The 22,141-nt window shown below is 63.8% G+C and carries 25 protein-coding genes; 8 read left to right on the top strand and 17 right to left on the bottom strand.

Annotated elements, in window-relative coordinates; translation table 11 throughout:
• The first annotated feature begins 3 nt into the window (after positions 1–3).
• Entirely contained in the window at positions 4–1,803 is a 1,800-nt protein-coding gene (locus K7G81_RS01635; protein ID WP_223028994.1) for an ATP-dependent nuclease, read from the top strand.
• A gap of 390 nt (positions 1,804–2,193) precedes the next feature.
• Here K7G81_RS01635 and K7G81_RS01630 read toward each other — a convergent pair whose 3' ends face one another.
• Entirely contained in the window at positions 2,194–2,889 is a 696-nt protein-coding gene (locus K7G81_RS01630) for a hypothetical protein (RefSeq protein WP_223028993.1), read from the bottom strand.
• Between the two features lie 234 nt (positions 2,890–3,123).
• Here K7G81_RS01630 and K7G81_RS01625 point away from each other — a divergent pair, with 234 nt between their 5' ends.
• The 3 genes from K7G81_RS01625 (at position 3,124) to K7G81_RS17945 (ending at position 5,514) form a co-directional block, all read left to right on the top strand.
• Positions 3,124–3,726, top strand: a complete 603-nt coding sequence (locus tag K7G81_RS01625) for a hypothetical protein (protein WP_223028992.1) — start codon at positions 3,124–3,126, stop codon at positions 3,724–3,726.
• 109 nt (positions 3,727–3,835) lie between these two features.
• Positions 3,836–4,771, top strand: a complete 936-nt coding sequence (locus K7G81_RS01620) for a D-2-hydroxyacid dehydrogenase (RefSeq protein WP_223028991.1) — start codon at positions 3,836–3,838, stop codon at positions 4,769–4,771.
• 14 nt (positions 4,772–4,785) lie between these two features.
• Positions 4,786–5,514, top strand: coding sequence for an energy transducer TonB (locus K7G81_RS17945; RefSeq protein ID WP_305038450.1), 729 nt, complete (start codon positions 4,786–4,788; stop codon positions 5,512–5,514).
• A gap of 3 nt (positions 5,515–5,517) precedes the next feature.
• On the opposite strand, the gene xth is transcribed toward K7G81_RS17945, so the two are convergent.
• The 5 genes from xth to K7G81_RS01590 all read right to left on the bottom strand — a co-directional run bounded on the left by xth (position 5,518) and on the right by K7G81_RS01590 (position 11,326).
• The gene (gene xth / locus K7G81_RS01610; RefSeq protein ID WP_223028990.1) at positions 5,518–6,288 is read right to left on the bottom strand and encodes an exodeoxyribonuclease III; all 771 of its coding nucleotides are present in this window, start codon (positions 6,286–6,288) and stop codon (positions 5,518–5,520) included.
• 44 nt (positions 6,289–6,332) lie between these two features.
• On the bottom strand, positions 6,333–6,671 hold the full coding sequence (erpA, locus tag K7G81_RS01605) for an iron-sulfur cluster insertion protein ErpA (protein ID WP_223028989.1): 339 nt from the start codon (positions 6,669–6,671) through the stop codon (positions 6,333–6,335).
• Positions 6,672–6,717: 46 nt separating this feature from the next.
• Positions 6,718–7,833 carry a M23 family metallopeptidase gene (locus K7G81_RS01600; RefSeq protein ID WP_305038449.1) on the bottom strand — a complete coding sequence of 372 codons (1,116 nt, stop codon included), beginning with the start codon at positions 7,831–7,833 and terminating at the stop codon, positions 6,718–6,720.
• 348 nt (positions 7,834–8,181) lie between these two features.
• Complete coding sequence (locus K7G81_RS01595) at positions 8,182–8,649, bottom strand: peroxiredoxin (RefSeq protein WP_223028987.1); 468 nt, start codon at positions 8,647–8,649, stop codon at positions 8,182–8,184.
• Positions 8,639–11,326 (bottom strand): bifunctional [glutamine synthetase] adenylyltransferase/[glutamine synthetase]-adenylyl-L-tyrosine phosphorylase, encoded by a 2,688-nt coding sequence (locus K7G81_RS01590; RefSeq protein ID WP_223028986.1) that lies wholly within the window; start codon positions 11,324–11,326, stop codon positions 8,639–8,641. Before K7G81_RS01590 ends, K7G81_RS01595 begins: the two co-directional genes overlap by 11 nt.
• 77 nt (positions 11,327–11,403) lie before the next feature.
• On the opposite strand from K7G81_RS01590, the gene K7G81_RS01585 reads away from it, so the two are divergent.
• Positions 11,404–11,583, top strand: coding sequence for a hypothetical protein (locus K7G81_RS01585; protein ID WP_223028985.1), 180 nt, complete (start codon positions 11,404–11,406; stop codon positions 11,581–11,583).
• A gap of 8 nt (positions 11,584–11,591) precedes the next feature.
• Here K7G81_RS01585 and K7G81_RS01580 read toward each other — a convergent pair whose 3' ends face one another.
• From K7G81_RS01580 to K7G81_RS01570, 3 genes are all read right to left on the bottom strand, one after another.
• Positions 11,592–12,227 carry a sigma-70 family RNA polymerase sigma factor gene (locus K7G81_RS01580; protein WP_223028984.1) on the bottom strand — a complete coding sequence of 212 codons (636 nt, stop codon included), beginning with the start codon at positions 12,225–12,227 and terminating at the stop codon, positions 11,592–11,594.
• A 99-nt stretch (positions 12,228–12,326) separates the two neighbouring features.
• On the bottom strand, positions 12,327–12,464 hold the full coding sequence (locus tag K7G81_RS01575; RefSeq protein WP_223028983.1) for a hypothetical protein: 138 nt from the start codon (positions 12,462–12,464) through the stop codon (positions 12,327–12,329).
• A 60-nt stretch (positions 12,465–12,524) separates the two neighbouring features.
• Positions 12,525–13,331 (bottom strand): response regulator, encoded by an 807-nt coding sequence (locus K7G81_RS01570; RefSeq protein ID WP_223028982.1) that lies wholly within the window; start codon positions 13,329–13,331, stop codon positions 12,525–12,527.
• Positions 13,332–13,576: 245 nt separating this feature from the next.
• Here K7G81_RS01570 and K7G81_RS01565 point away from each other — a divergent pair, with 245 nt between their 5' ends.
• From K7G81_RS01565 to K7G81_RS01555, 3 genes are all read left to right on the top strand, one after another.
• On the top strand, positions 13,577–13,747 hold the full coding sequence (locus K7G81_RS01565; protein WP_255586472.1) for a NepR family anti-sigma factor: 171 nt from the start codon (positions 13,577–13,579) through the stop codon (positions 13,745–13,747).
• Positions 13,748–13,758: 11 nt separating this feature from the next.
• Positions 13,759–15,342 carry a sensor histidine kinase gene (locus K7G81_RS01560; RefSeq protein ID WP_255586471.1) on the top strand — a complete coding sequence of 528 codons (1,584 nt, stop codon included), beginning with the start codon at positions 13,759–13,761 and terminating at the stop codon, positions 15,340–15,342.
• Positions 15,343–15,625: 283 nt separating this feature from the next.
• Positions 15,626–15,760, top strand: a complete 135-nt coding sequence (locus K7G81_RS01555; RefSeq protein ID WP_223028981.1) for an entericidin A/B family lipoprotein — start codon at positions 15,626–15,628, stop codon at positions 15,758–15,760.
• Positions 15,761–15,818: 58 nt separating this feature from the next.
• Here K7G81_RS01555 and tatC read toward each other — a convergent pair whose 3' ends face one another.
• From tatC to argS, 8 genes are all read right to left on the bottom strand, one after another.
• Positions 15,819–16,601: a twin-arginine translocase subunit TatC gene (gene tatC / locus K7G81_RS01550; RefSeq protein WP_223028980.1), complete on the bottom strand. Its 783-nt coding sequence runs from the start codon at positions 16,599–16,601 to the stop codon at positions 15,819–15,821.
• The gene (tatB, locus tag K7G81_RS01545; RefSeq protein ID WP_223028979.1) at positions 16,598–16,978 is read right to left on the bottom strand and encodes a Sec-independent protein translocase protein TatB; all 381 of its coding nucleotides are present in this window, start codon (positions 16,976–16,978) and stop codon (positions 16,598–16,600) included. The genes tatC and tatB overlap by 4 nt, the downstream gene beginning before the upstream one ends.
• A gap of 29 nt (positions 16,979–17,007) precedes the next feature.
• Positions 17,008–17,256 (bottom strand): twin-arginine translocase TatA/TatE family subunit, encoded by a 249-nt coding sequence (locus K7G81_RS01540; protein ID WP_223028978.1) that lies wholly within the window; start codon positions 17,254–17,256, stop codon positions 17,008–17,010.
• Between the two features lie 29 nt (positions 17,257–17,285).
• Complete coding sequence (scpB, locus tag K7G81_RS01535; RefSeq protein WP_223028977.1) at positions 17,286–17,864, bottom strand: SMC-Scp complex subunit ScpB; 579 nt, start codon at positions 17,862–17,864, stop codon at positions 17,286–17,288.
• Positions 17,861–18,595, bottom strand: a complete 735-nt coding sequence (locus K7G81_RS01530; protein WP_223028976.1) for a segregation and condensation protein A — start codon at positions 18,593–18,595, stop codon at positions 17,861–17,863. The genes scpB and K7G81_RS01530 overlap by 4 nt, the downstream gene beginning before the upstream one ends.
• Positions 18,596–18,657: 62 nt before the next feature.
• Complete coding sequence (locus tag K7G81_RS01525; protein ID WP_223028975.1) at positions 18,658–19,659, bottom strand: glycoside hydrolase family 3 N-terminal domain-containing protein; 1,002 nt, start codon at positions 19,657–19,659, stop codon at positions 18,658–18,660.
• A gap of 21 nt (positions 19,660–19,680) precedes the next feature.
• Positions 19,681–20,409 (bottom strand): SPOR domain-containing protein, encoded by a 729-nt coding sequence (locus K7G81_RS01520; RefSeq protein WP_223028974.1) that lies wholly within the window; start codon positions 20,407–20,409, stop codon positions 19,681–19,683.
• Positions 20,409–22,139, bottom strand: coding sequence for an arginine--tRNA ligase (gene argS / locus K7G81_RS01515; protein WP_223028973.1), 1,731 nt, complete (start codon positions 22,137–22,139; stop codon positions 20,409–20,411). The genes K7G81_RS01520 and argS overlap by 1 nt, the downstream gene beginning before the upstream one ends.
• Positions 22,140–22,141: the final 2 nt, after the last annotated feature.

Genomic DNA, 22,141 nt, shown 5'->3' with positions numbered 1-22,141 from the left:
GATTTGCTTAGAGCCCTCTTACTCCAAAATTTTCGTGGATTTGCCGATCACCGCATCGAGTTCGGTGGCGAAACGATCCTTATCGGCCAGAATAATGCTGGAAAAACCACTACGATAGAAGCTCTGCGAGTCATATCCGTTTGCCAGATGCGGGCGCTCACCACCGGATTTTCGCCCTGTCCGCCGTGGCTTGATCAACATTGCCAAGGCGCTGGATTCAAACCTTCGCTGGAAACGATCGACTTCGATTTTGCCAATGTTCAGCACGGTTATGATTCCGACTCTCCAGCTATTCTGGTAGCTAAACTCTCCAACAATAGTGAACTTCACATATTTATCGGGAAAGAGACAGACCAGGTATTCTGCCAGCTCAGAGTTGGATCGAGGAAGATTATTCATTCTAGGTCGGAATTAGGAAAGCGTTCTTTCGGCAATATCAAAGTAATGCCGCCGATAGGGTCTCTACTTCCTCACGAAAAAGTTATTTCGAAGGAACGGCTGCGTCGATACATGGATGGCTATTTAGCCTACCGTCATTTTCGTAATCAGCTTTGGGAAATGCCCTCTGCATATAGGATATTTAAATCCCTACTCGAAGAAACTTGGCATGGGTTAAAAATAGAACACTTTGAGAATGACCACGGGATAGACCAAAATGAGTTCTCATTATTAGTACGAGAACACCGCTTTCCCGCAGAAATTTCGTGGCACGGACATGGCTTGCAAGCTTGGATGCAGACTATTTGGTTCTTATCGCGAGTTAACAAGGACGCTACAGTCGTCCTAGACGAGCCAGACGTCTATTTGCATGCTGATCTGCAGAGAAAGCTTATCAAGGTAATCGAAAATCTAAACTTTAAGCAAGCGATTATAGCAACACATTCGTCCGAAATAATAGGTGATGTTCCATTTGAAAGCGTAATTGTAATTAAAAAGCAGGAAAAAACATCAAGACCCGCGCGGAACGCCGAGGAGATTCAGCGGTCACTCGAAAACATGGGGAGTATACATAGTATACAGTTATCTAAACTGGCGCAGAGAGGATTACTTCTCTTCGTCGAAGGCGACGACAAGTCATTTCTAACAGACGTCGCCTACAAACTTGGCAGCCGTGTATTCGACAATTTTGCTGCAATCGCCATTCAGGAGATCAAAGGAAAAGGAAACTGGCAACACGCCATAGGAGTTGCAAAGGCTTTGGACGAAGCCTCTGGGGGAAGTGTTCAAACCGCCCTTCTTTTAGACAGCGACTTCATGCTATCAGAGCAGCGTGATGAATATCTAAATAAAGCTATATCTGCCAATTTGCTTCTAAAAATATGGAAAAAGAAAGAAATAGAAAACTATTTTATTCAGCCGAAAATAATAACTCGTTATATAAATAGACAAAATGATAATGACGACGTATCTGATGATCAGATTATAGATATAATATCTGAAATCGAGCGCGATCTAAAGACTGACGTGATATTATCATACAGCGACGTTGTCCAAAAGGCTTCTGCTAAACGTATAGAACCGAAGACGGCTTACCGGAGAGCAGAGGAGATCGTTAACCGGAAGATCGATTCTGGATTTGAAATTAAAGATTTGGCGTCCGGCAAGGCTTTCATAGGTCGTATATCCGACAAAACGCATAAGAGATTTGGTGTTTCAATTACCGCGCAAGGGTTATGCAAAGAGATGCGGAGTTCCGAAATTCCGCCTGAGATGAAAGCGTTGGTCGAGATATTATCAACATCGGTTAAAATAGACTTTCAGACCTTCCAAGAAGCTCCGCGCGAGACAAAAGATGCGGCGTAACCGGAATCGTGCTTCCTATCCTGAGACTCCCATTGACCGATCTCCGTTCCCCCTCAATAGCTTGCCGCGCTGAACGCCAGTTCTAGGGGCGCGCCCCCTTCGCCCAAAAATCGTCACCCTGAACTCGTTTCAGGGTCCATGGCGCCACCCCGGCCGCACGCCTGTCGCTACCGTTGCACCATGGATGCTGAACCGAGTTCAGCATGACGACATTTGCGACGCCCCCGGCGCCAGTTCCCCCGTCACCGTCACCCCGGACGTGTTCCGGGGTCCAACGTGCCGCACATCGTCAAGGCATTGATCTTGCCGCACGTCGGATGCCGGAACACGTCCGGCATGACCATTCAGGGCAAGCGCTACGAATGGCGCGGCAAGCCGCCCTGTGCCCCCTCACTCCGCGACATACATGAACGCATAGCCATGCTCCTGCGCGCGGTTGATCGCCACCACGCCGGCCGCGACCATCAGCGCGCCGGGCGCCAAATTGGCGCGCAACTCCTTCTCCACGTCCTCGGCCTTGGCGCCGGTTTTCTTGGCCAGCCCCATCGCCAGCCCGTGCGTCGCCATGCCGCACACCGCGAACCGCGCGCCCTTTGCCGCCAACGCGGCGATCGTCACCGCGTCCTTGTCGTCCTTGGCGGCGGAGAGCAGCGGATTGCCCGTCGTCGCCGCGATCGCCCGCGCGCCTTCCAGCTTCAGTTGCGCGGCGATCAGCGCCCCATATTTTTTCCACATCGCATCGTTGAACCCGAACGGGGTGGACATGTGGCGCAGCACGATCGCCACGCCCAGCGCCTGCGGGGCGATGCCGTAGGCGCTGTGGTTCGCGGTGTAGAAATTGTCGGCATAGAATAGCGCGCTCGCCGCCGCGTCGGCGCTGGTCGTGTCCAGCACCATGCGGTGGCGCTTGGCGGAATCGTCGAGCCACGCGTCCTGCGGCTCGAATTGCGGGGTATAGGCCGGGCCGCCGCCGCTCGCCGCGCCCTGCTGCGCCTCGGCCAGTGCCGGCACCGCGCCGGCGCCGGCCAGCAGCGCGCCGGCGCCGATGATCGTCCGCCGGTCGGCCATTCGCGCCGGGCCCCGCATGTCGTTCCGCTCGTTGTTCCGCATCGCTGCCCCCGTCAAAACCGTGTCGCTCTCCTATAGCCCTGTGCGATGCTGCCCGCACCTGCCGATTTCCACCGCAAGCGCCGCTCGATCGTCCGCACCAGGCGCCGCTTGAACAGCCGCATCGCTCATTCGTCGCGGCGGAATCCGCTTTCCTACACGAACCGATATGGTTATATAAATGCGCTTCTGCAAACCTCGGGAGCAAATTCAATGAGCGAAACCGTCGATGCGGACGGCATCGTCTTCACCCCCGCCGCGCTCGCGCCGCGCCATGACGGCTGGACGATCGAGCGCCAGCGCCGCTTCATCATCGTGCTCGCCGATTGCGGCCAGGTGACGCGCGCTTGTGCCGAGGTGGGCATGTCGGTGCGCTCGGCCTATCGCCTGCGCCGCCATCCGCTCGGCCGTCATTTCCATGCCGCGTGGAAGAAGGCGATGCGCATCGCGGTCGACGCCCTTGTCGATCTTGCCTATGAGCGCGCGATCGAGGGCACGCCGCAGCAGATGTGGAAGAATGGCGAGCTGGTCGGCGAGACGCGGCGGCCGTCCGATCATTTGCTGATGTTCCTGTTGCGCCGTGTCGATCCGCAGCATTTCGGGCCGCAGAATGCAGAGGATGCCGGCCGCGATCGCACGCTCGATCGCGCCCGGCTAGAGCTTGAGAAGCATCTCGACGGTTTCGGCCATGTTCCCTGCGATGGCGCCGGCCTGCCGCTGCCGCTCCGCCCGGAGCCTGGTCGCCGCGCAGAGGAGGCCGCCGCGCGCCGCCACGCCCGCCCCCATGCGCTCAGGCGCGCGCGCGTGGAGCCGTGACCTTCGATGACTTTTGCCTTATTTTCGCCATGATTGAGCTCGCTGGCATCCCCTGAGCCGGCCCTATATCGTCTGGATCGATCCGCCGCGAAGGGAATTGATCCAGACGATGAAAGCCGTTCTCCCCGCCCTCGCCCGTCCGCTGCTCGAACAGCATCTGCCCGGCGATCTCGAAATCGCCTGGTTCACCTCGCCGGAGGAAGCGGCGGCGATGGTGGTCGATGCCGAGATCGCCTGGGTCGATCAGCAACGCTCGGCGCTTGCCGGGGAGATCGCGGCGAAGGGCGAACGGCTCGAATGGCTCTCGACCATTTATGCCGGGCTCGATGCCTTCCCGCTCGATCTGCTCCGCCGCCGCGGCGTCACGGTCACCAACGGCACCGGCATCAACGCCATCGCGGTCGCCGAATATGCGGTGATGGGGATGCTGGTCGCCGCCAAGAGGTTCGATGAGGTCGTCCGCCTCGCCGATCGCCGCGAATGGACGATGGCCCCGCCCGGCCGCGTCGAGCTGGCCGGCACCGCGGCGCTGATCATCGGCTATGGCACGATCGGCCGCATGATCGGCGATCGCCTCGCCGCGTTCGATGTCGAGGTTACCGGCGTCACTCGCTCGGGCCGCGACGGCACGCTGACGCCGGACCAGTGGCGCGCCCGCCTCGCCGGGTTCGACTGGATCGTCCTCGCCGCGCCCTCGACCGATCAGACCCGGGCGCTGATCGGCGCCGACGAGCTGGCCGCGATGAAATCCTCGGCCTGGCTCGTCAACATCGCCCGCGGCGACATGATCGACAAGCCCGCGCTGATCGCCGCGCTCGAGGCCCGCCGCATCGCCGGCGCCTTCCTCGATACCGTCGATCCCGAGCCGCTGCCGGCCGATGATCCTTTGTGGGCCGCCGCCAACGCGATCCACTCGATGCACCTCTCGGGCCGCAGCCAGACCAGGATGTTCCAGCGCGCCGCCGCCTTGTTCCTCGAAAACCTCGCCGCCTTCCGCGCCGGCCGGCCGCTCGCCAACACCGTCGATCTCGAAGCCGGCTACTGATCCATGCCCGGCTGATGCGTCGCCGCCGCCCCTCCTCCGCCGAGCGCTTCGGCGCCGCGACCATCACCGCCGCGCTGGTGCTGGCGATGGGCTACGCCCTCCTCGCCGGCCTCACCGTCCGCATCGTCGCCACCCCGCAATCGCTGCTCGCCTCTTTCGACGTCACCCCGCCGGCGCCCCCGCCACCACCCCCGCCACCTGCCGAACGCCCCGCCCCGTCCCCGCACCGGGAGGGCGCCGCCGCTCCACCCAACCTCAAGTCCCATGCCACCGATCTCGCCGCCCCCAAGCCCGTCATCCCGATCGTCACCCCGCCGCCGCTGGTCACCACGCCCCAGCCCGCCACCGGCGCCGACGCGACCAGCGGCAACGCCGCGATCCCCGGCCCCGGCACCGGCGCCGGCGGCATCGGCAACGGCGCGGGCAGCGGCGGGGAAGGCAATGGCAGCGGCGGGGGCGGCGGCACGCCCCCTCGCCAGATCGCCGGCAGCATCAGCAAGCGCGATTATCCGCGAGACTTGTTCGCAGCCGGCATCCAGGGCCGCGTCGGCGTGCTCTACGTCGTCTCGCCGCGCGGCCGCGTCACCGATTGCGAGATCGAACATTCGAGCGGCAATGCCGAGCTCGACGACGCAACCTGCGATCTCATCGTCCGCCGATTCCGCTTCCGCCCGTCGCTCGACGCCAACGGCCGCCCCGTCGAATCGATGATCGAGGAGAACCACACCTGGATCATCGATTGACGCTCAGCGCAGCCGCACCCAGGTCGGCGCATGGTCGCTGGCCTTTTCCCGGCCGCGATAGTCCTTGTCGACCCCGGCATCGACCAGCCGGTCGGCAGCCTGCGGGCTGAGCAGCAGATGATCGATCCGGAAGCCCGCATCGCGCTGCCAGGCACCCGCCTGATAATCCCAGAAGGTCCACACGCCGCCGCCGGGATGGCGCGTGCGCAGCGCATCGGTCCACCCCTGCGCCATCAGCGCGCGATACCGCGCCCGGCTCTCGGGCTGCATCAACGCATCATCCTGCATCGCCCGGACCGAGAAGGTGTCATCGTCATTCGGAATGACGTTATAGTCGCCGGCAAGCACCGCCGGTCGCTCCTCGGCGAGCAGCGCCAGCGCGCGGTCGCGCAGCCGATCCATCCAGGCCAGTTTGTAATCGAACTTGGGCCCCGGCTGCGGATTGCCATTGGGCAAATAGATCGACGCGACGGTGAGTCCGTCGACATCGACTTCGAGATAGCGGCTGTGCGCGTCCTCGGGATCGCCGGCGAGCCCACGCTGACGCTCGACCGGATCGGCGTCCCTGGCAAGCACCGCAACACCGTTGAAGCCCTTCTGCCCATGCCATACGGCACCGTAGCCGGCATCGCGGATATCTGTTTCGGGAAAAGTCTCGTCGCTCGACTTCAATTCCTGAAGGCAGACGATGTCGGGCTGCTGTTCGGCGAGATATTCGAGGAGGCGCGGCAACCGCGCCTTGATGCCATTGACGTTATAGGTGACGATCTTCACGCGCTGTTCCCGGCTGACTGGTCAGCGCGGGGTAGCACGGCCGCTCAGACGGAGAAACTCGAACCGCAGCCGCAGCCGGACGCAGCATTGGGATTTTCAACGCGAAACGCCGCGCCGCCCAGTGATTCGACGAAATCGACCTGGGCGCCACGCACCAGATCGAGGCTCATCGAATCGACGACGAGCTTGACGCCGTCTGTTTCGGCAACCGCATCGTCCGCATCGATATTCTCAGCGAGCCCGAAGCGATATTGGAAGCCCGAACAGCCCCCTCCCTCGACCGCCAGCCGCAACATCGGCGGCTTTCCCTGGCGCTCGGCGATAGCCGAAACGCGAGCGGCGGCGGCTGGAGTCAGCGCGATATCTGAAGCAGGAACGGCCATAGACGGTGAAATAGGGTGCGCCGGGCGACGCGACAACCGTCGTGGATCAGTCTTCGGTTTCGGGAATGCTCGGTGCCTTGGTCGTCGTCGCCGATGCCGTCTGCACCGTCGCCTGATTCTGCATCGCAACCAGATAATTGGCGGTCTGCAAGAACGGGATCGGATTGACCGCCCGGCCATCGATCCGCACCTCATAATGGAGGTGGCTGCCCGTTGAACGCCCGGTCGAGCCCATCAGGCCGATTTCCTCGCCCCGCTTCACCCGCTCGTTCGCACTGACGAGAATCTTCGACAGGTGGCCGTACCGCGTCTGGATGCCCTTGCCGTGATCGATCTCGACAAGATTGCCATATCCGCCGGCGCGGCCGGCACGATCGACGATGCCGTCGGCGGTGGCATATACCGGTGTCCCGACTGCGCCGGGCATATCAACCCCGGCGTGCATCGCCGCGGTGCCGTTGAACGGATCGGTACGGACGCCGAAATAGCTCGAGAAGATGAGCTTGGCTTCGTGGATCGGATGGATCGAGGGGATCGCGATCACGCTGTGCTCAAGCGAATCGAGCTTCTTCCAGCTCGCGAACAGCGAACGGAATTGTGCGTCCGCCGCCGCCGCCGGAGAGGCGTCGGCGGTCGCAGCCGGCTCGTAAGGCCCACCCATCGCCTCATCCTTGCCGCCCAGCAGGCGCGACGGATCGATGCCCAGCTTGCGCAGCTTCGCCACGGTATCGAGATAATGCTGTTGTGCGAGTTGCTGCGCCCTGGCGGCAAGCTGCATCTGCTTGTGCTCGGCGGCGCGGAACGGCGCGATCGCATCCGCGGCGACAGCCGGCGCCGGTTGACCGACCGGCATGTGCAACGCGATCTGATCCGGGCTCAACTTGCCGCTTAGCACGCCGGCGAGAATCGCCTGACGCTGCTCGATCGTCGCCGCATGAGCCTTGGCCGCGATCTGGATCGTCTTGACCTTGGCCTGCATCGCCGCGACCTCGGCCTCCATGCGCGCGACCTTGCCCGCGGGCGTGCTCGGCGCGATCAGGCCGGCGGCCTCGGCGACACCGCGCCCGGCCTGGCCGACGCCATAAGCGGTAAAGCCCAGCGCCAGCGCCGCGACACCGGCAATCGCCACCTGACTGGTGCTGCCCAGCGTCAAGCGCTTCATGTCTCGACCGTTATGGAAGATAATATCGCGGGAATCGAAGAAGCGCCGGAATCGAGCGAACGACGGCGCGTTGATAACGTCAGAAAGTCTTTTCATTTCACCCCGGCGACCCGAACGGGCACGGTTGCGTGCCCGCATGATTTTCATGAAACTTCACAGATCCCGACGGGCAGCCCCTCCGCTCCGCGGAACGAGGGTGTTTTGAGCGTCGAATGGCCGGCAGGGCAAGGAAAGGCGCCGCGATACGCGTCGAGTCGCGCAGCAGTTGCGGCGAGTCGAGCGTTCAAGCGCTTCCCGAGGCGGGAAATTCGCGGCTATAGGCGGGTCGTTGCGGGACCGATTCGATGCTCAGCGGGGCAGCGCACGCACCGCTTCGAGCACTTGGTCGGCATGGCCGGGCACCTTCACCTTGCGCCAGATGCGCACCAATTTGCCCGATGCGTCGAACAGGAAGGTCGACCGGTCGATCCCCATATATTTGCGGCCATACATCGATTTCTCGACCCATGAGCCGAGAGCCTCGATCACCGCGCCGTCCTCGTCGGATGCGAGCGGCACGGCGAGATCATATTTCTCGATGAACTTGCGATGCTTCGCCGGCGTGTCTTTCGATACGCCGAGCACGGCGGCGCCGGCGCCCTTGAAGGCCTCGATCCGATCGCTGAAATCCTGCGCTTCGCGCGTGCAGCCGGACGTATCATCCTTGGGATAGAAATAGAGGACGAACGGCGCCCCGGTGTAGGTGCCGAGCCGCAATGGCCCGCCGTCGGGCAGCGTCAGCTCGAGATCGGGCAGCGCATCACCTTCAGCAATCATTTCTTCCTCCAACGGCTTTCCAGGCAGCGAGCACGTCCTGCCGCGTCGCATCGAGCGTGGCAACCACCCCGTCCCATCCCTCGACGCCAACCGCGCGCGCGATCAGATCGCGCGTGGCGGCTGCCGGCGGCTCGCCTTCGGGCGCAAGCAACCGGGCGGTGACGAGCAACCGCGTGAGATAGGTATATGCCGGCGCCAGAGATTCCGGCACCAGCCGGTCGGTGGCAAGCAATGCGATCGCCCGGTCGAGACGCGGATCGAAGCCCGTGCAATGAACGAGTTGCGCAACGTGAACGGCGAATTCGAGATCGACGAGACCGCCCGGCGCCAGCTTGGCGTCGATCGGCCCTTGCGGCGGCTTGTGCGCGGCCATCTCCGCGCGCATCGCGACCGCATCCGCGAAGATATCGCGGTCTGGGCGATTGCCGCCCAGCACGTCGTCAATCACCGCCTGTACCGCCGTACGCGCCTGCACCGACCCGAACACCGGCCGTGCGCGTGTCAGCGCCATATGTTCCCATGTCCAGGCCTCTTCGTGCTGATAGCGGGCGAACCCGTCCAGCGAGACGACCAGCGGCCCCTGATTGCCCGAGGGACGCAAGCGCGTATCGATCTCGTAGAGCGGGCCGGAGGCCGTCGGCACCGACAGTGCCGCGGACAGACGCTGCGCGAGCCGGTTGTAATAGAGCACCGCGCCGAGCGGCTTCTCACCATCGGATTCGGCCGTGTAATCGCCGGTGAACAGGTAGATGAGATCGAGATCCGACGCGTGGGTGAGCGCGCCGCCGCCGAGACGGCCGAGCGCGAGGATCACCAACTCGCTGCCGGGAACGCGGCCATGGCGATAGGCAAAATCGGCAACGGTCGCTTCCCCGAGCAGCCCGACCGCCGCCTCGGCGACGCGAGCATAGCCCGCGGCGACATCAAGCGGATCACTGGTTCCCGCGACGATCTGCGCGCCGAGCGCAAAACGCTTCTCACCGACCACGCCCCGGACGTGATCGAGCAATCCCTGGTAATCGTCATGAAGCACACCGCGGCGCATCTCGGCTTCGATCGCTGCCACGGTGCCGACCGGATCGAATGCACTGGCATCGAGCAGCCCGTCGAACAGTTCGGGCCGCCGCCCGAGCGCCTCCGCAAGCGGCGGCGCATGACACAGGATGTCGCCGAGCAGCCGGGCAAGAACGGGCTGCGCTTCGAGCAGACGGAAGAAGTTGATCGCGCTGGGCAGGCGACCGAGGATCTGATCGAACCGGGCGAGCGCCGCATCGGGATCCGCCGCACGCCCGAGCGCCGCGACCATCGCCGGCAAGGCATCTTCGAGCGCCCGCCGCGCAGCAGGACTGCGCAATGCGGGATAACGCCCGGTGCGCCAGCGCTCGATCCGGCGCACGGCCTCGCCGGCGTCGCGATACCCCAACCCGCCGACCGTCTCGCCGAGCCGGGTCGCATCGAGCGGCAAGACTTCGCTGTCCTCAGCCTCGAGCGAATCGTAAATCCTACCGACGCATTCGACGTGCGGCCGAAGCAGGTCGAGCAGCGCCGCGCCGCCATCGAGGCCGTGCAACCCGGCTACGGCGTTCAGCGCCGCATCGGCGGGCAGTGCATGGGTTTGCCGGTCATCGATCATCTGGACGCGATGCTCGATCGTGCGCAGCAACGTGTAGGCTTCGGCAAGGTCGACGCCAGTGTCGCCATCGATCCAGCCGGCCGCGGCAAGCGCCGCCAAAGCGTCGCGCGTGCCCGGCACGCGCAATGCCGGATCGCGGCCACCGTGGATCAACTGATGGATCTGGGCGAAGAACTCTATCTCGCGAATGCCGCCGCGACCGCGCTTCAAATCATAGCCCGGGCCGAACGCCTGGCCTTGGGCATGATGGTCACGGATCAGGCGAGACATCGCGCGAATCTCGCCGATCGCGCCGAAGTCGAGCGCGCGGCGCCATACGAATGGCCGCACGCCATCGAGAAAACGTTCGCCGAGCGCACGGTCGCCGGCAGCGGCGCGAGCCCGGATGAAGGCGGCGCGCTCCCAGGCGACGGCTTGCGATTCATAATGGCTGAGCGCGGCATCGATCGGCAGGGCGATCGGCGTCACTTCCGGGGCAGGCCGCAATCTGAGATCGACGCGGAACACATAGCCGTCGCCATCGCGAGCCTGGAGCAATTCGACGACGCGGCGGGCAATGCGCACCGCCGCCTCCCCCGGCTCCTCGCGCTGGCGGTGCGGCACGGTCTTCGGATCGAAGATCAGGATGGGGTCGATGTCCGACGAATAATTGAGCTCGCGTCCACCCTGCTTGCCGAGCGCGATCGCGGCGAAACCACGCGGCTCAGCATCGGGATAGCGTTCGGCGATCGCGGTCGCGATTGCGGTGTCAAGCGCGCGGTCCGCGAATGCGGTGAGCGCCGCCGTCACCTGAGTGAGATCGAGTATGCCGGCGAGATCGCCAATCGCGACGAGCAGGGCGAGACGCCTGCGTTCAATCCTGAGCCGGGCGGCAACGGTCGCGCCATCAGCCTCGCCAGCCAAATCGAGACCGGGCCAGGCGCCCGAACCGAGGATTTCCGCAAGATCGGCCTCACTGTCGAACAACTGACGGAGAAATGGAGAAAAAGAACACGCGCGAGAGACCGCATCAATAATTTTGCCGCTAGATACTGTGCCTTTCATGCGGCCGACCCAGCTCCGCGCGGTCGAATCATGATGCTACCAAGCAACAAATCACGAATTCGGTCGTTTTTACGGTCATGACTGCGCTGCCCGTCTCGAATGCAAAGGCAAAAACCTCCAGGGGCATTGCCGTCGAGCGTCCGCGTGCATCCGATGCCGTGGGCGGCGCCTTGCGCAACGCATTCGATCGCGATTGCGGGCTGCCCGCCGACATGATCCGGTTGCTTCGCAGGATGGACAGCGCTGAGCACGGCTGAACCCGGCGTCATCGATCGCGGCTGAGATCGTCGACTTCGCCCATGATCGTATCCAGCGCGGTCTTGCCGTCTTCGAGGCTATGCTCGCGGCGCGACGATAGATCGCCACCCGACAATATCGCGTCGAGCGCCACGCGCCCTCGCGCCACGCGGCTTTTGATCGTGCCTACCGCGACGCCGCAGATTTCCGCCGCCTCTTCGTAAGCGAAACCGCCGGCACCGACCAGAATCAGTGCCTCGCGCTGCGGCTGCGGCAATTGCAGCAACGCGCGCTGCATGTCGCCGAGTTCGACATGGCGATCCTGGCTCGCAGGCGCGGCCAATACGCGATCAGCGACGAGATCATCCCATTCGCCTTTGAAGCGCGCGCGACGCATCTGGCTGAGATAGAGGTTGCGAAGGATGATGAAGGTCCAGGCACGCATGTTGGTGCCGGCCTGAAACCGCTTGCGCGCCGCCCAGGCCTTCATCAGCGTTTCCTGGACCAGATCATCGGCGAGATCGCGATTGCCCGATAGCGACCGGCCGAAAGCGCGCAGATGCGGAATCACCTGCGCAAGCTGCTGCTTGAACTCATCGTCGGGCAGCGCAACGTGCTCACCCGTACCGGGCTGATCGTCGTCACGCGGGCGGGAATCGGTCATGCAGGTCCGTTCGATTGGGCCGGCCCGGCGCACGGGCGTGCGCCGAACATAGGCGAGGTAGGAACGCTTTTCCAGCGACGGTCGCCGGAGCCACGGCGCTCAGCGCAGCACCAGAAAAGCGTAGATCGCGATGATCAGGATGAGCGAGATGCCGAGAATGTAGCGCGTCATGTGCGGCGTTGCCCCGGCGCGCGCTTCCTCCGCCTCCACGTGTATCGGTTTGTCATCGTCAGCCATGCCGAGTCAAACACCCGAGAACCGTTTTGGGTCCGTATCAGTAGCGCACCGGGGAATCGATCAGGCCGCGGGCACCGTAGCCTGATCGAAAAACAGCGCCTGGCTGATCGCCGCTTTGACCGTGGAGCGCTGGAACGGCTTGGTGATCAGGAAGGTCGGCTCGGGCCGTTCTCCAGTGAGCAGGCGCTCGGGGAAAGCGGTGATGAAAATCACCGGCACGCTGAACTTGGACAGGATATCCTTGACCGCATCGATCCCCGAACTGTCGTCGGCGAGTTGGATATCGGCAAGCACCAGGCCGGGACGATCCTCCATCGCCAGCGCAACCGCTTCATCGCGAGTGACCGCGACGCCGGTAACGTCGTGCCCAAGATCGCGGACGATTGTTTCGATGTCCATCGCGATGATCGGCTCGTCCTCGATAATCAGAACGCGCGCGCGCGTCTGCTTCTCGATCTCGGCGAGCGCTTCCTTGACGAGGCCGTCGACCTCGCCACTGTCCACGTCGATCAGATAGCCGGTGTCTTCAGGCGTGAATCCTTCCATCGCCGTGAGCAGCAAGGCCTGCCGCGACATCGGCGTCATCCGCGCGAGGCGCGCACGCGCGATCGCTTCGGCCTGGTCGGGCGCATCGGCGATCACCTCCTCGTCCAGTTCCTCGTAATTGGCCGAATTCCAGATTGCCTGGAACGTCCGGTACAGGCCGAGCCTTGGGTCGACATCACGAGGAAACTCGTCCGGAGCCGCGACAATCGCCTCCAGCGTCGCGCGGACATATTTGTCGCCATGTGCCTGGCTGCCAGTGAGCGCGCGGCCATAGCGGCGCAGGAAGGGAAGGTGCGGTGCAAGCTGCTGTCCCAGCGACATGATCGGCGTAATCTCCTCAAAGAACCTGTGCCTTAGTGGGATCGCCATCCCCCCAATGCAACGTCGTTCGCTTCATCGCGGCTGAAAGTGATCAATTTCGCGACATTCGCGGGAACCAACGAGACGATCTTTGGTTTCATCATTTCGTCACGGGTTGTATGCGCTCCCGGAATCGGGCGCGCAGCACGGCCGTTCGTTTATGGATTAACGCCGGTCCTTTACCGGCCGCCTTGAGGGGGACGACGTTGCCTTCGGATCGAAAGTCATCGACAGAGCCGAAGCGGAAAACGGCAGAACAGACCAAGCAAGGCGGCAAGGACAAGGACATGGGGGCGGCGCTCCGTTCGGTCTACCAAAAGACCGTCAACGAGGCGATTCCGGACGAAATGCTGGACCTGCTCGGCAAGCTTGGCTGAAGCGGCGGGCGATGGACCCGATCGTCGATCGACGCCGCCGCGGCTTCTGGGCCGCTGCCGCCCGGATGCCGACCGGCGCGAAGCTGTTCCTGATTCTGAGCGCCGCTCTGCTGCCGCTGGCGATCATCGCGATCGTTGCGACCTTGCAGACCAACCGCAACGCCGATGAACTAGCGCGCGCGCGGCTTGGCGTTGCGGTGCGCGAGAGCGCGCGGGCGCTGTCGATCGAGTTGATCGGCGACATGACCGCGCTGCGCGTAACCCTGAACGCACTCGATGTGGACACGGGCGACGCGCCTAGTTGCGCGCGGGCGCAAGGCGTATTCTCGGGCCAGATCAGCGGCGGCACGCGATTCATGATCGCCGACCGACAAGGCAAGGTGGTGTGCGGCGACGCGTTGCCGGAAAGTTTGCGGGTCGAGGCCGCCGACGATCCCGAAGCGATTACGGCAAAGCTGGTTTCCGGTCAGGGGCTCGTCCTTGCCATGCGCGGTTCGAGCGGCATGACCACGGCCACCGCCTTCTTTCCGACCGATATGCTCGCGCGCGTCGCGCGGCCGAGCCAATTCCAGCCTCCGCACGGTACCGAACTGCTGCTCGGCGATGGCCAGTTGCCGCTCGAAACGCTGGTCAGTACCGGCCCGCTGGAACGACGGCAACGGATGCAGGCGACGCTCGGCTTCGCTGGCCTCGCGCTGGAGATGACGGTGCGCGGCGCGCCGATCTCGTCACCACTGCTGCTCGCCATGCTGCTGCCGCTGCTGATGTGGGCGGCGGCGGCGTCGATCGCCTGGCTGGTGGTCGATCGGCTGCTCGTCGCGCCATTGCGGCGGTTGCGCGCCAGCGTCGCCAGCTATGTTCCTGGCGAGGAAATCGACACCGGGTCGATGCGCACACTGCCAGCGCAGGAAATTCGCGAACTCGGCGATACTTTCCGCACGATCAGCCGCACCGTCGCGGCGCACGAGACGGGCCTCGCCGAGGGGCTGGTCCGCCAGACCAAGCTGACGCGCGAAGTGCATCACCGCGTCAAGAACAACCTGCAAGTCATCTCGAGCCTTATCAATTTTCACGCCCGCGGCGCCCGCTCGGCCGATGTCACCAAGGCTTATGCTTCGATCCAGCGCCGCGTCGATGCGCTGGCCGTGGTCCATCGTTACCATTTTGCCGAGCTGGAAGAGAACCGCGGACTCAGCCTGCGCTCGGTGATCGGCGAGCTGGCGTCGAATATCCGCGCCACCGCGCCGGAGGAATCGGCCGACCTTTCGATCATGCTCGATATCGAGCCCTATCTGACGACGCAGGACAGCGCGATTGCCGTTGCCTTCATCGTGACCGAAATCGTCGAATTGGCGATGAGTTGCGATCCGCGCGCACAAATCCGCATTTCGCTACGTCCGGACGAAGACGAGAAGCGCGCGATCCTGCGCATCAGCGCGCCGGCACTCATCAACTGCGAAAATCTGCAGCACGAGCTCGACACTCGATACGGACGCGTGCTCGAGGGATTGTCGCGCCAGCTCCGCTCGGCATTGCATCACGAACCGCTGAGCGGCGCCTATGAAATCGCCATCGCCGTGGTCGGGCGTGATTGAGGCGAAAAAATTTTCGTCAGCGGTGGAACCGAGGCACGTCGAGCACGTTTTGATCCTCGGATAGTGACCTTATGCCCCCCCGCTCTCGCTATCCACGACATAGGCCCGGAAGCGTCAACCCTCCCCCCCCGGTGACGCTTCCGGGCCTAAATATCATCCGAACAACAAGATTTCATTCGCGCGCCGGGATGGCAAATCCGTTCGGCTGACGGAACGAAATACGCCTGCCGGACATTGAATCGCGCGCCAGGTTTCACCGCCTGCACAGTTCAGGAGAAGCTCAATGCGTAAACTGGTTGGACTCGCTTTCATCGGCTGTGCGCTGCTGGTCAGCGCTTGCAACACGATAGAGGGCGCTGGCAAGGACGTCGCCTCGGCGGGCGACACCGTCGCCAATACGGCAGACGACGCAAAGTAACGGCGTTCTTCAGGCTGCAAAAGCCGCTGGGCCCTCTCCGGATGGAGGGGGCCCCTTTTTATTCCGCAGGAGCCGCGTCGGCCACGGCGGCCCGCGCAGCGCTCCGCTCGGTGAACCAGATTCCGATTAGGCCGAGCTCGTAGAGCAGGCACAACGGGATCGCGAGCAACAATTGCGAGCCGACATCGGGCGGCGTGAGCACGGCGGCGATCGCGAACGCCGCGACGATCGCGTAGCGCCGGGCGCTCTTCAACTGAGCCCGGCTGACGATCCCGGCGCGGGCAAGCAGCATCATCAGCACCGGCAACAGGAAGGCGAGCCCGAAAGCGAACAGGAACTGCATGACGAACGAAAGGTAATTGCCGACCGCCGGCAGCGCCTCGCGATTAACGCCGCCAACATTGCCCTGAAAGCTGAGCAGGAAATGCAGTGCCATCGGCACCGCGACGAAATAAGCCATCGCCGCGCCGGCGAGGAACAACACCGGCGTCGCGATCAGGAACGGCAGCAGCGCGCGTCGCTCCTTCTTGTAAAGGCCGGGCGCGACGAACTGCCACAACTGGTTGGCGATCACCGGAAACGACAGCATCATCGCCGCGAAGAACGCAACCTTCACCTGGACGAAAAACGCCTCGAAAATCTGGGTGTAGATCACCGTCGACTGGCCCGCCGCCTTGAGCGGCTGGAGCAGGAAGGCGAAGATATCTTCGGAGAAATAGAAACAGCCGAGAAACGTGACGATCAGCGCAATGATGCAGTAGATCAACCGCCGACGCAGTTCGATGATGTGATCGAGCAGCGGCGCACGTGTGTCTTCGAGTTCGTCGGCATCGTCGCTCATGACGCGCGCGTCTCCGGCTCCTGGGCGAGCGGCAGTTCGGGCTCGTCATGAACCGCGGGCTTTTCGGTCATGACCGGCGCCGGATCGGCGTCAGCTTCTTGAGCGGCTGGCGGGGGAAGCGCCGGCGGATCGGCCTCGCTCGGCGGATGCGCCTCCATGATACGCTTGTTTTCCTCCGCCCATTTCTTTTCCATCTCGGCGAGTTCGGCCTCGCGCACCATCGCGTCGAAGCCGGCGCGGAACTGGCGCATCGTGCCACGCGCCTTGCCGACCCAATAGCCCATGACGCGCATCGCCTTGGGCAGGTCTTTGGGGCCGATGACGACCACCGCCACCACGGCGATGACCAACAGCTCCGGAGAGAAGATATCGAACATCGGCGCGCAAAAAGCAGCGAGTCAGCGCGTCAACGATCGTCGCGCGGCTCGCGCAGCCTCTCGCCGTCGCGATCGAAAGCCGGCTCGGCGGCCTTTTTCGTCTCGATCCGATCGGGTGCACGGCGCGGCGCCTCATCGTCCTCGTCGGCCATGCCCTTCTTGAAATTCTTCACGCCCTTGGCGACGTCGCCCATCAGGTTCGAAAAACGACCGCCACCGAGCACGAGCACGGCGATGACGGCGACGACAATCCAGTGAAGGGGGCCAAAACTGCCCATGGTGATTCTCCTTGGGGAATTTGTCTTATCTAGTCCGCCTCGTCGGCTTTTTCCACCTCGACCTGCTCGAAAGCGAGATCGACCGGATCAAGCAGGCCGGCGGCGCGCAGATCGTCGATACCGGGCAGGTCACGGCGGCTCTCCAACCCGAAATGAGCGAGAAATTCGATAGTTGTGGCGTACATCAGCGGCCGCCCCGGAACCTCGCGGCGGCCCGCGGGGCGCACCCAGCCGGCCTCCATCAGCACATCCAATGTGCCCTTGGAAATTTGTACGCCGCGAATCGACTCGATTTCGGCGCGGGTGACGGGCTCGTGATACGCGATGATCGCCAGCGTTTCGGTGCCGGCTCGACTCAATTTGCGCGGTTCCTCGCGATCCCGGCGCAGCAGATGCGCCATGTCAGCGGCGGTCTCGAAATGCCAGCGTTCGCTGCGATGGACCAGCGCGATGCCGCGGCCTGCATAATCTTGCTGCAATTGCCCGAGCGCGGCGCGGACATCGCTCTGTGCGCCGACGTGCAGCCGGATCGCGTCGATCGTCAGCGGCTCCTCGGATGCGAAAAGCACCGCTTCGACGGCGCGAACGGTGTCGTCGGGCGGGATCATGCCGTCGCCCGCAGATAGAGCGGCGCGAACGCCGTCTTCTGCCGCAGGTCGACCCTGCCCTGTCGGGCGAGTTCGAGCGCGGCAAGAAAGCTGGAGGCAAGCGCCGACTTGCGGAACGAACCCTCAGCATCGGGCGGCAGGAAACTCTCGATCGTCGACCATTCGATCTGCGAGCCGACCAAGTGCGAGACACGTTCGATCGCCACTTCCAGCGTCATCACCTGGCGATCCTGAACGACGTGCATCACCGGCCGCGTCCGCGCACTAACGCGGCCATAAGCAGCGATCAGATCGTAGATCTCTACCTGCCACAGCGCCTTGCGGACCGTGTGCAGCCCTTCCGGCGCGGCACGGACGAAAACGTCGCGGCCAAGCCGGTCGCGCGCCATCAGTCGCGCGCCCGCTTCGCGCATCGCCTGGAGACGTTCGAGCCGGAGTTGCAGGCGAAGCGCGAGTTCCTCGGGACTCGGCTCCTGCTCGGGATCGCGCGGCAGCAGTAGCGACGATTTGAGAAAAGCGAGCCATGCCGCCATCACCAAATAATCCGCCGCAAGCTCGAGTTTCAGCGCGCGCGCCTCCTCGACATAATCGAGATACTGCTGGACGAGATCGAGGATCGAAATCTTCCGAAGATCGACTTTCTGCGCCCGCGCCAGCGCGAGCAGCAGGTCGAGCGGCCCTTCCCAACCATCGATATCGATCGTGAGCCTATCGGGATCGTCGTCGATCATCGTCGCATCCTAGCCACAAATCGCGTGCGGGCGGAAGCTGTCTGCGACAAATCCGGAAACGATCAGGCGAGCGCCAGCAGCGCGTCACGCTTGGCGATTAACGCGGCGAGATCGCCCTGCGGCGCGCGCCGTGTCGCCATGGCGCGATCGAGCCGCTCGCGAGAGCGTGGCGCGATATCGCCGAGGCGGCCGGCGATCTCGATCATCTCGGGCATGCGCGCCCAGCAATCGAGCACGATATCGCATCCAGCGGCAATCGCGCCCGCGGCCTTGTCCCCGGGCGTGCCGGACAGTGCTTTCATGTCGATATCGTCGGTCATCAGCAGTCCGTCGAAGCCGATCCGCTCACGAATGATCTGCTCGATGACGATCGGGCTCAGCGTTGCCGGCCGCTCGCGATCCCATGCCTGGAAAACGATATGCGATGTCATGCCCATCGGTGCGCGGTTGAGCGTGCGGAACGGCTCGATATCGACTTCCAGTTCGGCGTCGCTCGCGTCGACCGTCGGCAACGCAAGATGCGTATCGAGCCGCGCCCGGCCATGCCCGGGCATGTGCTTGACCACCCCGACCACGCCGCCCGCCGCCAGCCCATCGAGAATCGCCCGCCCCAACGCGGCGACGCGCATCGGCTCGTGGCCCAGCGCGCGCGTGGCGATCGCATCGGTGGTATCGTGCTGGGCAACGTCGAGCAGCGGCAGGCAATCGACGGTTATCCCGACTTCGGCGAGCGTCAGCGCGATCGCCTGGGCATTCGCGCGAGCCGCCTCGATCGCGGAGACGGGCGCGACCTCGTATAGCGCATCGAAAGCCGGGCCTGCCGGGAAAGCGGGCCATTCGGGCGGTTGCATGCGCGCCACGCGCCCGCCTTCCTGGTCGATCAGGATTGCCACGTCCTCGCGCCCCGCCAGATCGCGCAGGCTATCGGTGAGCGCCAGCAGTTGCGCCCGATTTTCGACGTTGCGCTTGAACAGGATATAGCCGGCGGGCTCCGCGTCGCCGAAGAAGGCGCGCTCGTCGGCGCTGAGCGTGGGGCCGGCAAGGCCGAAGATGACGGGCTTCATGCCGCCCGCGCTAGCGCAGGCTCAGGGGACGAAACAAGCCTCGCCGGCTACCTTCAGCTTGCCGCACAGCTGGCTCGCCGCGGTCGCGCTGCCCGCATTGACCCGCAGCCGATAGACCTTGCGGCCGTTGACATTGGCCTGCTCGATCGATTGGCCGAGCGGCGCGAGATAAGAGAAGCGCCCCGCCATCCGCTTCCACTGCGCATTGGCGGTCGCCTGATCTGGATAGGCGCCGAGCTGCACGACCGAGCCGTTGGCCGCAGCCGCGGCCATCGCCTTGGGCGCGCTTACCGGCGCTTCGGCCTTGAGCGTGCCGCCCGAGGCAGGCACCGCAGCAGCCACGTGCGCCGCGCCACCGTCGTTGGGCTGTTGCCCGGTCGCGACGGGCTTGCCGGCGATCGGCGCTTCGGGAACGGCGTTGAGGTCAATCGCGGCCGACGCGTTGTCGGCGCCCTGGCTCGTCGCCAGCGCCTGCGTGCCCTCGCCTTCGGCTTTCATGCCGCCCGGCTGATCGGGCTTGACCTTGTAATCGCCCTGCGGCGCCGCGATCAGCGCGCCATTGCCGCCGGCTGCATGATGGTGGGATTGCACCCAATAGATGGCATAGACCAGCGCCGCGATGGCGATCAGGCCGACGATGACGAGGCCGACGACCCGCAAGGTTTGTCCGCGCGGTTCGTCATCCGCCTCGACCGATTCGAGCCAGGGAAGCCGATCCTCGTCGCGATATTCGTCGCCTGACGTCGCCATCAGTTCATCTCCGAAACTGCCTCCACCCCCATGATCGCGAGGCCATTCCTGATAATCTGCCCTATTGCATCGGCCAAGAAAAGACGCGCGCACGTAAGGTCGACCCGCTCCGGGACGAGAAAGCGCATCTCCGGCCGGTCGTTGCCAACATTCCATTGGGCATGAAAAGCAGCCGATAAATCATAGAGATAAAATGCGATTCTGTGCGGTTCGCGCGCGATCGCCGCGGTCTCCACAACCCGCGGAAACTGCGCCGCGAGCTTGACCAGCGCAAGTTCTTCGGTCCCGAGCTGGGACAGGTCGGGCACGCGCGGACAATCGATTCCGGCTTCGGCAGCGCGACGATGCAGGCTCATGATCCGCGCGTGCGCATAATTGACGTAGAAGACCGGATTGTCCTTCGACGCTTCGACGACCTTGGCGAAGTCGAAATCCATCTGTGCGTCGGCCTTGCGCGTCAGCATCGTGAAACGCACGACGTCCTTGCCGACTTCATTCACGACATCAGCAAGCGTCACGAAGTTGCCGGCCCGCTTCGACATCTTGACTGGTTCACCGGCGCGGAGCAGCCGCACCATCTGGACCAGTTTGACGTCGAACGGCACCCGCCCACCGGTCAGCGCCTTGACCGCAGCCTGGATCCGCTTGACGGTGCCCGCGTGGTCTGCGCCCCAGATGTCGATCAGCGCGTCGGCGGTCGCGGCCTTCTGGTAGTGATAAGCGAGATCGGCGCCAAAATAGGTCCAGCTGCCGTCCGATTTCCGGATCGGCCGGTCCTGATCGTCGCCGAACTCGGTCGAGCGGAACAGCGGCAATTCAACCGGCTCCCAATCCTCCGGCGTCTCGCCCTTGGGGGCTTCGAGCATGCCGTCATAGACGAGGTCGCGCGCGCGCAACTCCGCCTCGGCGGCGGCCGGCTTTCCCGCCGCCTGCAATTCGGCTTCGGACGAGAACAGGTCGTGATGAATGCCGAGCAGTGCTAGATCAGCCTTGATCATCGCCAGCATCGCCGCGACCGCACGCGTGCGGAACAAGGGCAGCCACTCGGCCTCGGGCGCACCAACAAAGGCATCGCCAAACTCGCGCGCCAGCTCCTGCCCGACCGGGATCAGATACGCGCCGGGATAAAGGCCCTCCGGAATCCCGCCGACATCTTCGCCCAGCGCCTCGCGGTAGCGCAGATGAACCGAGCGGGCGAGCACGTCGACCTGGCCGCCGGCATCGTTGACATAATATTCGCGGACCACCTTGTTGCCGGCGAATTCAAGCAGATTGGCCAGCGCATCGCCGACCACCGCACCGCGGCAATGGCCCATGTGCATCGGCCCGGTCGGATTGGCGGAAACATATTCGACATTGACCGTGAAGGGCGCCGCGCGCGTAATGCGACCGTAATCGTCGCCCGCATCGAGAATCGCTGCAAGCTCGGCGCGCCACGTATCGTCGGTCAGGGCGAGGTTGATGAAGCCGGGGCCGGCAATCGTCGCCGAAGCAACCTCATCGAGCCTGCCCAATTCGGCAGCCAGCCGTTCAGCGAGCGCGCGCGGATTGGTCCCCGCCGGCTTGGCCAGCACCATCGCCGCATTGGTGGCAAGATCGCCATGCGTCGGATCGCGCGGCGGCTCGACGGTGACGGCGCGGCGCTCCAGCCCCGCCGGCAAGATGCCGTCGGCGACGAGCGTATCCAGCGCCGCATCGAGATGCGCGGCGAAACGGGCGTAGAGAGTCATCG

Source organism: Hephaestia mangrovi (assembly GCF_019880555.1).
Lineage (GTDB): Bacteria > Pseudomonadota > Alphaproteobacteria > Sphingomonadales > Sphingomonadaceae > Sphingomonas > Sphingomonas mangrovi.
The sequence above is the reverse complement of the archived record's forward strand: the minus strand, read 5'-3'. Positions and strand labels throughout refer to the sequence as shown.

What these genes read in the sequence shown, in the direction of transcription:
- K7G81_RS01525 (WP_223028975.1), bottom strand. Translation starts at nt 19,659, where the DNA reads ATGAAGCCCGTCATCTTCGGCCTTGCCGGCCCCACGCTCAGCGCCGAC.
- K7G81_RS17945 (WP_305038450.1), top strand. Translation starts at nt 4,786, where the DNA reads ATGCGTCGCCGCCGCCCCTCCTCCGCCGAGCGCTTCGGCGCCGCGACC.
- tatC (WP_223028980.1), bottom strand. Translation starts at nt 16,601, where the DNA reads ATGAGCGACGATGCCGACGAACTCGAAGACACACGTGCGCCGCTGCTC.
- K7G81_RS01600 (WP_305038449.1), bottom strand. Translation starts at nt 7,833, where the DNA reads ATGAAGCGCTTGACGCTGGGCAGCACCAGTCAGGTGGCGATTGCCGGT.
- K7G81_RS01575 (WP_223028983.1), bottom strand. Translation starts at nt 12,464, where the DNA reads ATGGCTGACGATGACAAACCGATACACGTGGAGGCGGAGGAAGCGCGC.
- K7G81_RS01625 (WP_223028992.1), top strand. Translation starts at nt 3,124, where the DNA reads ATGAGCGAAACCGTCGATGCGGACGGCATCGTCTTCACCCCCGCCGCG.
- K7G81_RS01570 (WP_223028982.1), bottom strand. Translation starts at nt 13,331, where the DNA reads ATGTCGCTGGGACAGCAGCTTGCACCGCACCTTCCCTTCCTGCGCCGC.
- K7G81_RS01620 (WP_223028991.1), top strand. Translation starts at nt 3,836, where the DNA reads ATGAAAGCCGTTCTCCCCGCCCTCGCCCGTCCGCTGCTCGAACAGCAT.
- K7G81_RS01590 (WP_223028986.1), bottom strand. Translation starts at nt 11,326, where the DNA reads ATGAAAGGCACAGTATCTAGCGGCAAAATTATTGATGCGGTCTCTCGC.
- K7G81_RS01555 (WP_223028981.1), top strand. Translation starts at nt 15,626, where the DNA reads ATGCGTAAACTGGTTGGACTCGCTTTCATCGGCTGTGCGCTGCTGGTC.
- K7G81_RS01585 (WP_223028985.1), top strand. Translation starts at nt 11,404, where the DNA reads ATGACTGCGCTGCCCGTCTCGAATGCAAAGGCAAAAACCTCCAGGGGC.
- K7G81_RS01540 (WP_223028978.1), bottom strand. Translation starts at nt 17,256, where the DNA reads ATGGGCAGTTTTGGCCCCCTTCACTGGATTGTCGTCGCCGTCATCGCC.
- K7G81_RS01630 (WP_223028993.1), bottom strand. Translation starts at nt 2,889, where the DNA reads ATGCGGGGCCCGGCGCGAATGGCCGACCGGCGGACGATCATCGGCGCC.
- K7G81_RS01560 (WP_255586471.1), top strand. Translation starts at nt 13,759, where the DNA reads ATGGACCCGATCGTCGATCGACGCCGCCGCGGCTTCTGGGCCGCTGCC.
- tatB (WP_223028979.1), bottom strand. Translation starts at nt 16,978, where the DNA reads ATGTTCGATATCTTCTCTCCGGAGCTGTTGGTCATCGCCGTGGTGGCG.
- erpA (WP_223028989.1), bottom strand. Translation starts at nt 6,671, where the DNA reads ATGGCCGTTCCTGCTTCAGATATCGCGCTGACTCCAGCCGCCGCCGCT.
- argS (WP_223028973.1), bottom strand. Translation starts at nt 22,139, where the DNA reads ATGACTCTCTACGCCCGTTTCGCCGCGCATCTCGATGCGGCGCTGGAT.
- K7G81_RS01530 (WP_223028976.1), bottom strand. Translation starts at nt 18,595, where the DNA reads ATGATCGACGACGATCCCGATAGGCTCACGATCGATATCGATGGTTGG.
- K7G81_RS01520 (WP_223028974.1), bottom strand. Translation starts at nt 20,409, where the DNA reads ATGGCGACGTCAGGCGACGAATATCGCGACGAGGATCGGCTTCCCTGG.
- K7G81_RS01580 (WP_223028984.1), bottom strand. Translation starts at nt 12,227, where the DNA reads ATGACCGATTCCCGCCCGCGTGACGACGATCAGCCCGGTACGGGTGAG.
- K7G81_RS01595 (WP_223028987.1), bottom strand. Translation starts at nt 8,649, where the DNA reads ATGATTGCTGAAGGTGATGCGCTGCCCGATCTCGAGCTGACGCTGCCC.
- scpB (WP_223028977.1), bottom strand. Translation starts at nt 17,864, where the DNA reads ATGATCCCGCCCGACGACACCGTTCGCGCCGTCGAAGCGGTGCTTTTC.